The organism is Streptomyces venezuelae (assembly GCF_008642375.1).
Taxonomy (GTDB): domain Bacteria; phylum Actinomycetota; class Actinomycetes; order Streptomycetales; family Streptomycetaceae; genus Streptomyces; species Streptomyces venezuelae_G.
This window is the reverse complement of the sequence record NZ_CP029194.1, coordinates 7702410-7715351: the sequence shown is the minus strand read 5'-3', so window position 1 is coordinate 7715351 and position 12942 is coordinate 7702410. Positions and strand designations below refer to the sequence as shown.

Annotated in this window: 12 protein-coding genes; 11 read left to right on the top strand and 1 reads right to left on the bottom strand. The window is 72.8% G+C overall.

Annotated features, from left to right (window positions below; genetic code table 11):
* Positions 1–33 precede the first annotated feature (33 nt).
* The 10 genes from DEJ46_RS35165 to DEJ46_RS35120 all read left to right on the top strand — a co-directional run bounded on the left by DEJ46_RS35165 (position 34) and on the right by DEJ46_RS35120 (position 10424).
* Positions 34–1017: an ATP-binding cassette domain-containing protein gene (locus tag DEJ46_RS35165; protein ID WP_150272904.1), complete on the top strand. Its 984-nt coding sequence runs from the start codon at positions 34–36 to the stop codon at positions 1015–1017.
* Positions 1014–1805 (top strand): ABC transporter permease, encoded by a 792-nt coding sequence (locus DEJ46_RS35160; protein ID WP_150272902.1) that lies wholly within the window; start codon positions 1014–1016, stop codon positions 1803–1805. The genes DEJ46_RS35165 and DEJ46_RS35160 overlap by 4 nt, the downstream gene beginning before the upstream one ends.
* Positions 1806–1857: 52 nt before the next feature.
* Positions 1858–3120 (top strand): cytochrome P450, encoded by a 1263-nt coding sequence (locus DEJ46_RS35155; protein ID WP_150272900.1) that lies wholly within the window; start codon positions 1858–1860, stop codon positions 3118–3120.
* Between the two features lie 4 nt (positions 3121–3124).
* The gene (locus tag DEJ46_RS35150) at positions 3125–3340 is read left to right on the top strand and encodes a ferredoxin (protein WP_150272898.1); all 216 of its coding nucleotides are present in this window, start codon (positions 3125–3127) and stop codon (positions 3338–3340) included.
* 298 nt (positions 3341–3638) lie between these two features.
* The gene (locus tag DEJ46_RS35145) at positions 3639–4307 is read left to right on the top strand and encodes a HEAT repeat domain-containing protein (protein ID WP_150272896.1); all 669 of its coding nucleotides are present in this window, start codon (positions 3639–3641) and stop codon (positions 4305–4307) included.
* Between the two features lie 7 nt (positions 4308–4314).
* Complete coding sequence (locus DEJ46_RS35140) at positions 4315–5319, top strand: HEAT repeat domain-containing protein (protein WP_150272894.1); 1005 nt, start codon at positions 4315–4317, stop codon at positions 5317–5319.
* Between the two features lie 245 nt (positions 5320–5564).
* Entirely contained in the window at positions 5565–6230 is a 666-nt protein-coding gene (locus tag DEJ46_RS35135; RefSeq protein ID WP_223835331.1) for an SDR family NAD(P)-dependent oxidoreductase, read from the top strand.
* A 433-nt stretch (positions 6231–6663) separates the two neighbouring features.
* The gene (locus DEJ46_RS35130; RefSeq protein WP_150272891.1) at positions 6664–7656 is read left to right on the top strand and encodes a helix-turn-helix domain-containing protein; all 993 of its coding nucleotides are present in this window, start codon (positions 6664–6666) and stop codon (positions 7654–7656) included.
* 300 nt (positions 7657–7956) lie between these two features.
* On the top strand, positions 7957–9492 hold the full coding sequence (locus DEJ46_RS35125) for an FAD/NAD(P)-binding protein (RefSeq protein ID WP_150272890.1): 1536 nt from the start codon (positions 7957–7959) through the stop codon (positions 9490–9492).
* An 83-nt stretch (positions 9493–9575) separates the two neighbouring features.
* Positions 9576–10424 (top strand): class II aldolase/adducin family protein, encoded by an 849-nt coding sequence (locus tag DEJ46_RS35120; protein WP_150272888.1) that lies wholly within the window; start codon positions 9576–9578, stop codon positions 10422–10424.
* A 125-nt stretch (positions 10425–10549) separates the two neighbouring features.
* On the opposite strand, the gene DEJ46_RS35115 is transcribed toward DEJ46_RS35120, so the two are convergent.
* Positions 10550–12118, bottom strand: a complete 1569-nt coding sequence (locus tag DEJ46_RS35115; protein WP_150272886.1) for an MFS transporter — start codon at positions 12116–12118, stop codon at positions 10550–10552.
* Between the two features lie 165 nt (positions 12119–12283).
* Here DEJ46_RS35115 and DEJ46_RS35110 point away from each other — a divergent pair, with 165 nt between their 5' ends.
* Positions 12284–12901, top strand: a complete 618-nt coding sequence (locus DEJ46_RS35110) for a TetR/AcrR family transcriptional regulator (RefSeq protein WP_150272884.1) — start codon at positions 12284–12286, stop codon at positions 12899–12901.
* Positions 12902–12942: the final 41 nt, after the last annotated feature.

Below are 12942 nucleotides of genomic sequence, written 5' to 3'. Positions count from 1 at the left end.
ATGTCACACCTCACACCTAGGGAGACGCACGCCATGACCGCGACACCCCTCACCACCCAGGCCACCGCCCAGGCGATCTCGGCCCTCGGACTGCGCAAGTCCTACGGCGAGAAGGTCGTCCTCGACGGCATCGACCTGACCATCCCCGAGGGCACGGTCTTCGCCCTGCTCGGACCCAACGGCGCCGGCAAGACCACCACCGTCCAGATCCTCTCCACGCTGATCGCCCCCGACGGCGGCCGGGCCCAGGTCGCCGGTCACGACCTCGCCGAACGGCCCGAGCGCGTCCGGGCCGCCATCGGCGTGACCGGCCAGTTCGCCGCCGTGGACAACCTCCTCACCGCCGAGGAGAACCTGCTCCTCATGGCCGACCTCCGGCACCTGCCCCGGCCCGAGGGCAGGCGGCGCGCCGCCGAGCTCCTGCGCCGGTTCGACCTCACCGAGGCCGCCCGGAAGCCCGTCAGCACCCTGTCCGGCGGCATGCGCCGCAAGCTCGACCTCGCGATGACCCTGGTCGGCGACCCCCGCATCATCTTCCTCGACGAACCGACCACCGGGCTCGACCCCCGCAGCCGCCGCACCATGTGGGAGATCATCCGCGAGCTGGTCACCGACGACGGCGTGACGATCTTCCTCACCACGCAGTACCTGGAGGAGGCCGACCAGCTCGCCGACCGCATCGCCGTCCTCGACCAGGGCCGGCTCGTCGCCGAGGGCACCTCCGAGGAGCTCAAGCGCATCGTCCCCGGCGGCCACATCCGCCTCCGGTTCGCGACGGCCGACGAACTCGACGCCGCGGCACGTCACTTCGGCGCTGCGGCCCGTGACCCGGAGGAGCTCACGCTGCGCGTCCCCAGCGACGGCGGGATCGCCACCCTGCGGGCCGTGCTCGACGTCCTCGACGCCGCGGACGTCCGGGCCGAGTCGCTGACCGTGCACACGCCGGACCTCGACGACGTCTTCCTGACCCTCACCGGGCACGGCACGCCCGCCACCGCTACGGAGATGACCCGATGAGCTCCCTCTCGTACGCCGCCGCCGACTCGATGACGATGCTGCGGCGCAATCTCAAGCACGCCATGCGCTACCCCTCGATGACCCTGTCCACCGTCATCATGCCGGTGATGATGCTGCTGCTCTTCAACTACGCCTTCGGGGGCGCCCTCGGCAGCGGGATCGCCGGCGCGCCCACCGGCGGCGGCGCCTACATCGACTACGTCGCTCCCGGCATCATCCTGATGGCCGCGACGGCCGGCGCGGTGGCGACGGCGGTCGGTGTCTGCGTCGACATGACCGAGGGCATCGTCAACCGGTTCCGTACGATGTCGATCTCGCGGGCCGCGTTCCTCACCGGGCACGTCGTGGGGAGCGTCATCCAGACCATGATCGCCATCGCCCTGGTGATCGGCATCGCGCTCGCCATCGGCTTCCGGCCCGACGCCTCCGCCGTCGAGTGGATCGCCGCGATCGGCCTCCTCGCCCTCCTCACGACGGCGCTGACCTGGTTGTCGGCCGGCATGGGCCTGGTCGCCAAGACCCCCGAGTCGGCGAGCAACGCACCCCTGCCGCTGACCTTCCTGCCCTTCCTCGGCAGCGCCATCGTGCCGACCGACTCCATGCCCACGGGGCTGCGCTGGTTCGCCGAGTACCAGCCCTTCACCCCCGTCATCGAGACCCTGCGCGGCCTGCTCATGGGCACCGGGATCGGCAACAGCGGATACCTCGCGCTCGCCTGGTGCGTCGGCCTCACGCTCGTCGGCTACCTGTGGGCGCGCTCCGCCTTCGGCCGCACGGCCACGCTCTGACACCCCGCCACCGCACGTCACTCACCACTCACCACTCACCCAGGAGGACGCCATGCAGCACGAACCGTCGACCCGCCCCGACACCGCCCGGACCTTAGCGGCCGGCGAGCCCGCAGACGCCGCGGCCCCGGTCACGCTCCCCACCGGACGATCCGCCGGCTGCCCCTTCGACCCGCCCGCCGGCCTGGCGGAACTGCGCGAGGAGAGGCCGCTCGCCCGCATGACGTACCCCGACGGGCACGTCGGCTGGCTCGCCACCGGCTGGTCCACGGTCCGCTCGATCATGGGCGACAGCCGCTTCAGCTCGCGCTACGAGCTGATGCACTACCCGCTCCCCGGCGGGCCCGAGGGCCCGCTGCCGCCCGCCCCGCTCGGCGACATGACCGGGATGGACGCGCCCGAGCACACCCGCTTCCGGCGCATCCTGACGGGCAAGTTCACCGTCCGCCGCATGCGGCAGCTCTCCGACCGGGTCGCGGAGATCACCGCGGAGCACCTGGACGCCATGGAGCGCGGCGGCCCGGGCGTGGACCTGGTCGAGGCGTTCGCCCGTCCCCTTCCCGCCCTGATGATCTGCGAGCTGCTCGGGGTGCCGTACGCCGACCGCGAGCGGTTCCAGGGGCACGCGCACACGATCATGTCCATGGACGTGACGCCCGAGGAGCGGTACGGCGCCTTCGTCGGGCTCCAGGAGTACATGGCCGAACTGGTGGCGGCCAAGCGCGCCGCGCCCGCCGACGACCTGCTCGGCGACCTCGCCAGGGACTCCGACCTCACGGACGAGGAACTGGTCGGCATCGGGGGCTTCCTGCTGGCGGCGGGGCTCGACACCACCGCCAACATGATCGCCCACGGGACGTTCGCCCTGCTCACCGAGCCGGCCCAGGCCGACGCGCTGCGGGCGGACCCTGAGCTCGCCCCGCAGGCCGTCGAGGAGCTCATGCGCTATCTGACCGTCGCCCACACGAGCGTGAAGTCCGCGCTGGTGGACGTCGAGCTGGACGGGCTGGTCGTCAAGGCGGGCGAGAGCGTCACCCTGTCCCTGGAGGCCGCCAACCGGGACCCGGAGCGGTTCCCCGGTCCCGACGTGCTCGACCTGCACCGCAAGGCCACGGGACACCTGGGCTTCGGGCACGGCATCCACCAGTGCCTGGGGCAGCAACTGGCCCGCGTCGAGCTGACGGTGGCCCTGCCGGCGCTGCTGCGTCGGTTCCCCACGCTGCGGCTCGACGTGCCGGCCGAGGAGGTGCCGCTGCGGACGGACATGAGCATCTACGGTGTGCACCGGCTGCCGGTGACCTGGGACGAGGTCTGATCCCGTGGACGTCCATGTCGACCGCGACCGCTGCCTCGGCGCCGGAATGTGCGCCCTGACCGCGCCTCGGGTCTTCGACCAGGACGAGGAGGAGGGCCTGGTCGTGCTGCTGGACGCCCGGCCGCCGGAGGAGCAGCGGGCGGCGGTCCGCGTCGCGGCAGGTGTCTGCCCCGCCTCGGTCATCACCCTCACGCAGGACGGGTCCTCCCCCGCCTCGTGACACCGAGGGCGAGACGCGTGCATCCCCGAACACGGGGCGGCCCCTGGCGAGTTCCTCTCGTCAGGGGCCGCCCCGTCCCTTCCTGCGCGGGCGCTACGACGTGGACCTCGTCGTCGCCCACCTGCGTGACAGCATCGCCGAGGTGCTGCGGGCCGCGAACGTACCCTCGGCACCCGCGCCCGCCTGGCGCGCCTGCCCTCCAGAACCGTGTGTGACACGCGGAACGGGACCGCCGGCCGGCGCCGCTTGACCTTGACACCGTGACAAGGCCTTCACTGGGGCCGAGGAGGTGGTCACGATGACCGAGCGGAAAGACGCCGCACGCACGACCCGAGTCCTACGAGGGCTGGAGCACGACAGCCCGTCCGTACGGCTGCGGGCGGCGCTGGAGGTGGGGACGAGCCCCGACCCGTGGTGCGTGGACGCGCTCATCGGACGGAGCGCGGTCGAGCCCGACTTCTCCGTCCGCGAGATGCTCACCTGGGCGCTCACCCGCCATCCGGCGGCCGCGACGGTCCCCGGGCTCGTCGGCGAACTCCGCTCGGAGCACGGCCAGGCGAGGAGCCAGGCGCTCCACACACTCTCCAAGATCGGGGACCGGCGGGCATGGCCGGCGATCACCCGGGCGCTGCTGGCCGACGCCGACGACGAGGTCGCGCGGAGCGCCTGGCGGGCGGCGGTCGCGCTCGTGCCCGAAGGGCAGGAGGCCGAGCTGGCCGGAGTGCTGGGCACACAGCTCGGGCGCGGCGGACGCGAGACGCGGTTGAGCCTCAGCCGGGCGCTGATCGCGCTCGGCGAGGCGGCCGCGTCGACGCTGCGTGCCGCGACGGGCCATCCGGACCCGGAGCGGCGCCGGCACGCGATCGCCACGGAACGGCTGGCGCGCGACCCGGATGCCGGATTCGATTTCGCGATCGAGGAGGCGAAGCGCATCGTGGCCCTCGGCACGACCGGCCGGGAGGAGTGAGCAGACGGTGTTGATCGGTGAGGTGGCACGACGGTCCGGGGTCAGCGCCCGCATGCTGCGGCACTACGAGTCGCTCGGCCTGGTGCGGCCGACGGGGCGCACCGACGGCGGCTATCGCGAGTACGCGGACGAGGACATCCGGCGGATCTTCCACATCGAGAGCCTGCGCTCGCTGGGGCTGTCGCTGCGTGAGGTCGGGCGGGCGCTCGACGATCCCGGCTTCACTCCCTCGGAGCTCGTCGACGACCTCATCCGCCAGGCGCGGGAGCGCGTCGCGGCCGAGACGGAGCTGCTGACGCGGCTCCACCGGATCGGGGCCGCCGAACCCGCCGGCTGGGAGGACGTCCTGCGGACCGTCGCCCTCCTCCAGGCGCTGGGCTCGAAGAGCGCCGGCACCCGGCAGCGCGCGGCCCTGTCCTCGGGCCCGGGCGAACCGGTTCCCGTGGAGGCGCTGGTCGAGGCGGCGCTGGGCGAGCCCGACCCGGTGGTCGCCGGAGCCCTCCGCTGGGCGCTGGCGCACGGGGCCGAGGGCGGACCGGCGCTCCTCGCGGAGGGTCTCGACTCACCGGCGGCCGAGGTACGGGAGCGGGCCGTGCGCTCCCTCGCCGAGTTCCCGGACGAGGAGGCGACCGCCCTGCTGCGCGAGGCGCTCGCGCATCCCGACGTGGTGGTCCGGGGGCACGCGGCGCTGGCGCTGGGGGCCCGTGGTCTGGCCGAGGCGGTCCCGGTGCTCATCGACATGATCGTCGAGGAGACGAACGACGTGGACGCGGCCGACGCGCTGAGCGCGCTGGCGAGCCGTCCCGGCTCGGCGGACGGGATCGCCGCCGGACTCGTCGACCGCCTCGGCCACGCCGGCGCCGGGGCGCCCGCACGCCGTCGGCTGGCGCAGGCCCTCGCGGACATCCCGGGAGCCACGGCGGCCCGCGCCCTCGCGGAGCTCGCGCGCGACGAGGACCCCTCCGTCGCGCTGACCGCGGCGTACGTCCTCGCCCTGCGGGAGGAACGGTAGCGGGGACACCGACACGCACACCGCGCGAGAGGCGGTGACGGGCGCGCTGTCGACCGGTTCGTGCGGCGCCGACGGGTGCACATTCGAACGGTGCGATGAGCGGTGGCGGCCGCGTCCCGGCTGTCGTCACGCTCCGTGTCCGGCCTGCGCTCGCGCGAGCGGTGCGCGCGCGTGGGCGGCCCGGTCGGGGGCCGGGATCCTCGTACGCTCCCCCCGTAACCATTCACGGGAACAAGGGAGTTGTGGTGTCCACAGCAGTCGTGGTCGGTGCCGGGCCGGGGATCGGGAAGGCCGTGGCCTCGCGGTTCGCCCGTGAGGGGTACTCCGTCGCCGTGATCGCGCGGAGGAAGGAGACCGTGGCCCGGGTCGCCGGGGAGATCGGGCGGGACGGCGGCAGGGTGCTGGCCCTGACGGCCGACAGCACGGACGAGGCGGGGCTGCGGGCCGCCCTCGACACGGTCGGGGAGGAGCTCGGACCGGTCGACGCCGCCGTGTACAACGCCGCGCTCATCCGGCGCGACGGCCCCGGGGAGCTCGACGCGCGGGGGCAGTTGGAGGCCTGGGCCGTGAACGTGGTGGGCGCGCTCACCACCGCGAGCCACGTGGCCCCGGGCATGGCCGAGCGGGGCAGCGGAACGATCCTGGTCACGGGCGGAATGCCCCGGATCGACCCGGGCTACGTGAGCCTGGGTCTCGGGAAATTCGGTGTGCGGACCCTGGTCGACCTGCTCGACGCGCAGTACGGTCCGGCCGGGGTCCACGTGGCGTCGGTGACCGTTCCGGGGGCCGTGGCGCCCGGGACGGCGTACGACCCGGACGACATCGCGGAGCACTACTGGCGCCTGCACACCCAGCCGCGGGACGGTTGGGAGCGCGAGGTCGTGCACGGCGGCGTGCCGGTGGCGGGCTAGGTCCTGTCCGGGCGCACGCGCGCCCCCGCCGTCAAAGCATCCTTTCCGGACTCCGCGCCCCGGGAGGGCCCGGGATCACGCCCCGAGTGCGCCCGGGACGTGCCCGTACGCCCCGGGCAGGAAAGCAAGGGCCCCTTCGGTCAGGCACCGACGGGGCTTCGGCCATGTCCGGGACGACCCGGCCTTCGTGAATGTTCCATGAACTACACAGCGCGACACAGGTCGCATCCCCTTCTCGTGGATATACACGAAGCAGGAATCCTTGTTCGAGCTGCGCTGACGCAAATCCAACTGCCGGGCGTGCGAGCCGATGCAGCAGGATGAGGAGCATCTGTGAAGAGAGCCGGTATCGGTCCTCAGGAAAGGAGAACTCCATGCCCCGCGATCCCCAGGGCAAGTGCATATCTCTTTCGGCGGCACCTGGACGATTCACATGAGCACGGTCCTGCTCGATCCGCCCGGACCGGTGCGCACCCTGCGTACGGGGGAATCCGATCTGCAGCGGGGATTCCACGCCTGGGGTGATCTCGTCACGGACACCTGCGGTCCGCTGCGCGTCTACCGCACCGAACCCGGCCACTTCGAAGGGGCCATCGCCACGGGCACCTTCGGCACCGTGCAGCTCGCCGAGGTCCAGGCCGGGCCGCACGCCGTGGAGCGCACCGCGCTGCTCGCCACCAAGGCGGCGACCGCACCCCTCTACCTCGTCTGCGTCCTGGACGGAGAGGTCCGCGTCCGCCAGGGCGACCTCACGGCCGTCGCCCGGGCCGGCAACCTCTTCTGCTACGACAGCTCGCTCCCCTTCTCGCTCTGGATGCGCCAGCCCATCCACATGGTCACCGTGAAGTTCGACCACCAGCTGGTCGACCTCAGGGCCGGGGCCGAGCATCCGCTGCGCGCGGCCACCTGGTCCGGCTCCGAAGGGGCCAGCGTGCTCCTCGCCGACCTGCTCCGCAGCGCCGCGCGGAACATGTCGCGGCTCGACCCGGCGATAGCGGACCACCTGGGCAGCAGCGTCGCCAGCCTGGTCGGCGCCGTCTGCTCGGAGAAGCTCGGCGAGGCGGTGCCCGACCCCGTCCTGGCCCGCCGCGCCCTGCTCCACCGGATCAAGACCTTCGCCCGTGCCCGCCTCGGCTGCTCCGAGCTGAGCCCCCGTCTCCTGGCCAGGACGCACAAGATCTCCCTGCGCTATCTCCAGCTGCTGTTCCAGGACGAGGACAGCAGTCCCGCCCTGTGGATCCGCAACGAGCGGCTGCGCCGCTGCCGGGACGACCTCTCCGACCCGCGCACCGCCCATCTGACGGTGGCCGGCATCGCGGAGCGCTGGGGCCTCGACAGCGCGTCGCACTTCAGCAAGCTGTTCCGCGAGCGCTACGGGGTGGCCCCCCGCGAGTGGCGCCGCCAGTCGGCGGGCGGACTCCCCTAACGGGTGTCCCGCCCGCCCCACTGACACCCTCTCCCCCACCCTTCCCGTTTTCCGACTCCCTTCCCGTACCGGCGCGCACGCCGAACGAGCGTGCGCAAACCCGTTATGCCGCATGCGTGTTCGCGCCAACGGCGCCGACGGGAAGCCAGGAGACTGGGGACCGATTTCACAGGTTTTGCGGTTCGGTTCTCCCGATGCTCCGGTCCATGCCTTCCGCATTTCTTTCCGCACCTGTTCCGATCGGTATTCCCTCGGTAAAAGAACGGACATCATCCGCGCCATTGAACGGGGTTCGCTCGAATGTTGTTTCCTGCGAGAATCGGCATCATCGGAGGCGGCGCCTCCGCCGTATGCCTGCTCGACACTTTGAGCCAGCGCGACGCAATTCCCGAGTCGGTCACGGTGTTCGACCCCTCCCCGCACCTGTGGCGGGGCCGTGCCTACCAACCCGACGCGGCGACCCTGCGGGTGAACGCCCCGCCCGAGGACATGACCGTGCGGGCCGGCGACCCGGAGCACTTCACCCGGTGGCTGGAAGCGCGGGCCGTGGTCCTGGGCCCGGGCGCCGACCACGTCGACGCCCGGTCGGGCATCACCTTCCCTCCTCGTGCCCTGTACGGCGACTACCTGGAACAGTGCGCCCGCAGCGCGCTGAACCGGCTCGCCGCCCGCGGCTGCGCCATCCGCCTGGTCCGGGCCGCCGTGGTCGATCTGGCGCGCGAGGACGGCGCCCTCGTCGCCCGTACCGCCGACCGCACTCCGTACGCCGTCGACCACGCGGTGCTCTGCGTGGGCACCGGGGAGCCGGCCGACCCGCACGGGCTGACCGGCACGCCGGGTTTCGTCGCCGATCCGTACCCGGTGGCGTGGCGGCTCGCCGGCATCGGCGAGCGGGACCGGGTCGTCGTGGTCGGCAGCGGGCTGACCGCCGTGGACGTGGTGCTGCACCTGACCGCCGCCGGACACACCGGCGAGATCCTCATGGCCTCCCGGCGCGGGGTGCTGCCGAGCGTCCGCCAGCGGCCGGTGGAGCGCCACCCGCGCCACTTCACCGCCGCGCGCTTCCGCGCGATGGCGGCGCGGGGCGAGCGGCTCTCCGTCGCCGACGTGGTCGCCCTCATGGGCGCCGAACTCGCGGACGCCGGGTCGTCGCTCGACTCCGTCGCGGCCGAGGTCGCCACGACGGGCACCGAGGACCCCGTCGAGCGGCTGCGGCGCCAGTTCGGGCTCGTGGACGGCGCCGACCCGGGCCTGCGGCTCCTCCAGCACGCCGTCCCTGACACGGGCCCCGACGTCTGGCCGCTGCTGCCCGAGCACGAACGGACCCGGCTGCTGCGGGACCACTACCGGACCGTGATGAGCCTGTGCTGCCCCATGCCGCCGGCCAGCGCGGCGACGCTGCTCGACCGGGCCGACCGGGGCCTGCTGCGGATCGTCCGCGGCGTCGAGCGGATCGCCGCCCGGCCCGCGGGCGGCTTCCGCCTGGTCGGCGACGCGGGCGTCCAGGACGCCGACGTCGTCGTCAACGCCGTCAGCCCCGCCTCGCACCGCGTACCGCGCGGGGCGTCGGCGCTCGTCGACGCCCTGGCCCGCAGGGGACTCGCCGTCCGGCATCCGCGCGGCGGCGTGCACGTCGCCCGGTCGACCAGCGGGCTGCTCGCCGCCGGTGAGACCGACCGGCGGATCCACGTCCTCGGCGACCTCGCCTCCGGATCGCTCTTCTTCACCTTCGGCGTGCCCTCCCTGGTGGACCGGGCCGTCGACATAGCGGATGCCGTCCACGCGGAGGCGGCCCGCACGCCCGTCGGGTCCGCGGACCCGGTCCGCGCCCTGTGACGCGGTACGGCCCACTCCCCCCCTCTCGACCGCCCCCACGCCCGGCCGGAATCCGGCCGCCCCACACGACGAGGAGCCCCCGCATGACTGACATCGCCACGCAGGAACGGCAGGAGCAGCAGGAACGGAAGGAGCAGCAGGAACGCGCCGGCTACCTGGCCGACACCCACACCGGCCTGCCCATGCCCACCGAGCCCGTCTTCACCTCCGTCGAGGACGACCGCAGGCACCGCAAGCAGCGTCTGACCGCCGCGCTGCGGCTGTTCGGCAAGTACGGGTACGGGGAAGGCGTTTCGGGACACATATCGGTGCGGGACCCCGAGGGCGACGACCTGTTCTGGGTCAACCCCTTCGGCGTCCCCTTCAGCCGGGTGAGGGTCCGCGACCTGATCCTGGTGAACTCCGAGGGCCGTGTCGTCGAGGGCCGCCACCGGCTCAACCCCAGCGCCTTCGTGATCCACTCCGCCATCCACCGCGCCCACCCCGGGGCCGTCGCGGCCGCGCACGGCCACACCCCGCACTCGCGGGCGCTCGGCGCGCTCGGCAGGCTCCTCGAACCGCTCGACCAGGAGTCCGCCGCCTTCTACGGCGACCAGGTCCTCTACAGCGACTACGAGGGCCCGTCCATCAGCCTCGCGCAGGGCGAGGACATCGCCGACCGGCTCGGCGACAAGCGGGCGATCCTGCTGCGGCACCACGGCCTGATCACCGTCGGCGGCTCGGTCGACGAGGCCGTGCACTGGTTCTTCACGTACGAGGCCGCCGCCCAGGTGCAGTTGCTCGCGTCCGCCGCCGGGGAGGTGAAGCCGATGAGCCACGAACAGGCCGAGGCGGCCCGCGACGGCTTCGGGGACCGCCACCTCGGCTGGTTCAGCTTCCAGCTGCTCTGGGACGAGATCGTGCACGAGCAGCCGGACCTGCTCGACGAGTGACCCCGGCCGGGCCGGCCGGTCCGTGACAGGCGCGAGAGGCCGCTCCCCCGTGGGGGGGAGCGGCCTCTCGCGCACCGGTGACCGGCCACCGACGACCGGTCACCGTCGGTCCGCCCCGGCCCGGGTCAGCGCCCGGACCGGCCGGCGGACTCGGCCGTACGGCCGTCCGCCTTCTCCGCGTTGCCCGCACCGGCGGAACCGGCCTCCGCGGAACCGACCTCCGGGGAGCCGGCCTTCGAGGAGCTGCCGGCCTTCCGCCGGGCCGCCGCCGCGGCGATCGGGACCGAGAAGGCCGAGACCGCGGCGATCAGGACGATCACCCAGATGCCCTGGTGGTACCCGGTGAGCGACTCGGCGTGCGAGGGACTGTCCTCGCCGCCCATCCGTACGGTCACGACGGCGAGCACCACCGCGGCACCCACCTGGTAGCCGGTCTGCAGGATGCCCGCGGCGAGGCCCTGCTCGGACTCGTCGACGCCCGAGGTGGCCGCGACGTTGGCCGCGGTGAAGGCGAAGGGGAAGCCGACACCGATGAGGACCATGCTCGGCAGGATGACGAACCAGTACGAGGAGCCCTCGCCCACCCGCAGGAAGAGCAGGAAGGCGACGGTGTAGGCGAACATGCCGCCGAAGACCGGCCAGCGCAGTCCGGTACGGCCGAGCCACTTCCCCGCGCGGGGCGCGAAGGTGAGGATCATGAGGCCGATCGGCAGGAAGGCGAAGGCCATCTCCAGCGGGGACCAGCCCCGGTAGGACTGGAGGTAGAGGCTGCCGATGAACTGGTAGCTCATGTAGGTGCCGAGGATCGCCGCGGCGATGAGACTGGCGCCCACCAGCGACTTGTTGCGGAGCAGACCGAGCCGCAGCAGCGGCTGCGGGCTGCGGGACTCGATCGCCACGAAGGCGGCGAGCAGCAGGGCGGCGGCGGCGAGGACGCCGAGGGTGACGCCGGAGAACCAGCCCGAGGACGGGGCCTGGACGATGCCGTAGACGAGGAGCAGCATCGCGGCGGTGACCGTGATGGCGCCCGCGGCGTCGAAGTGCCGCTTGGAGCCGTCGTGCGCCGGGTCCTTGGGGACCAGGATCAGGGCTCCGATCAGGGCGGCGATCGCCACCGGTACGCCGAGCACGAAGGTCCAGCGCCAGCTGGCCTGGGTGAGGGCGCCGCCGACGACCACGCCGATCGAGTACCCGATGGCGCCGCAGGCCGTGTAGATGCCGAGGGCGCGGTTGCGCTGCGGTCCCTCGGGGAAGTTCCCGACGACGATCGAGAGGGCGGAGGGGGCGGTCAGTGCGGCGCCGATGCCCATCACGAGCCGGCCGACGATGACCAGGAGGCCGCTGTTCGCCAGCCCTCCGAGGAGGGAGCCGGCCGCGAGGACGGTGAGGCCGACCAGGAAGACCCGCCGCCTGCCGAGGAGGTCGGACATCCGGCCGCCGAGCAGGAGGAAGCCGCCGAAGCCGAGGACGTACGCGCTCACCACCCACTGGGCGGCGGACGTGCTCATGCCGAACTCGTCCTTGATCTGGGGGGTGGCGATGCCGACCATGATGTTGTCGAGCGCGTCGAGGGAGAACGCCCCGCACACCACCACGAGCATCAGCCATTCCCGCAGGCCCCACCGCACGCGGGGTTCGGGGTCGCTCGTACCGGGTAACGCGCCGTCCGCCGTGGCGTCGTCCGCGATAGTCATGAACTGGATCTCCTTGTCGGACCGACCGTAGAGTCGAGGGGAAGGACGAGGGCAGGACGGAGTGACCGCGTATTTCCCGTACCGGGGGCAGCGGACAACACCACTTCTGTACTAACCTCTACAGAAGAGGCTATCGACCGGCTGATCGGCCGTCAAGGAGGACATGTGGCCCGCACCGGACGCCCCCGCAGCTTCGACCGGGACGCCGCACTGCACACGGCGATGCTCGTCTTCTGGGAACGCGGGTACGCCACCACGTCGACCACCGACCTGAGCGCCGCGATGGGCATCAACCCGCCCAGCCTGTACGCCGCCTTCAAGAACAAGGAGCAGTTGTTCCGCGAGGCCATCGAGCTCTACGAGCGCACCGAGGCGGAGTCCTCGCGCCGCGCCATGGACGAGGCCCCGACCGTGCGCGAAGCCGTCGCCGCGCTCCTGCACGGAAGCGTCGACCGCTTCACCGCCGCCGACCGGCCGCGCGGCTGCATGATCGTGCACGCCGCGAGCAGCTGCACCACGGACCACGAATCCGTGCGGGACTTCGCGCTGCGCTGCCGGGCCCGGACCAAGTCCACCCTCATGTCCCGGCTGGACGCCGCCGTGGCGGGCGGGGAGCTCGCCGAGGGCACGGACACCGACCGGATCGCCGCCTTCTACACCACGTTCCTCAACGGCCTCTCGCTGCAGGCGCGGGACGGGGCCGAACGCGCGCAACTGCACGAGCTGGTGGACATGGCGATGTCCGTCTGGAGCCCCCGGACGGGCCCGCTGGTCGCCGCGTAACGCGGAAGGACGAAGGGAAGCGCGCACGGCCCGGCCGTGCG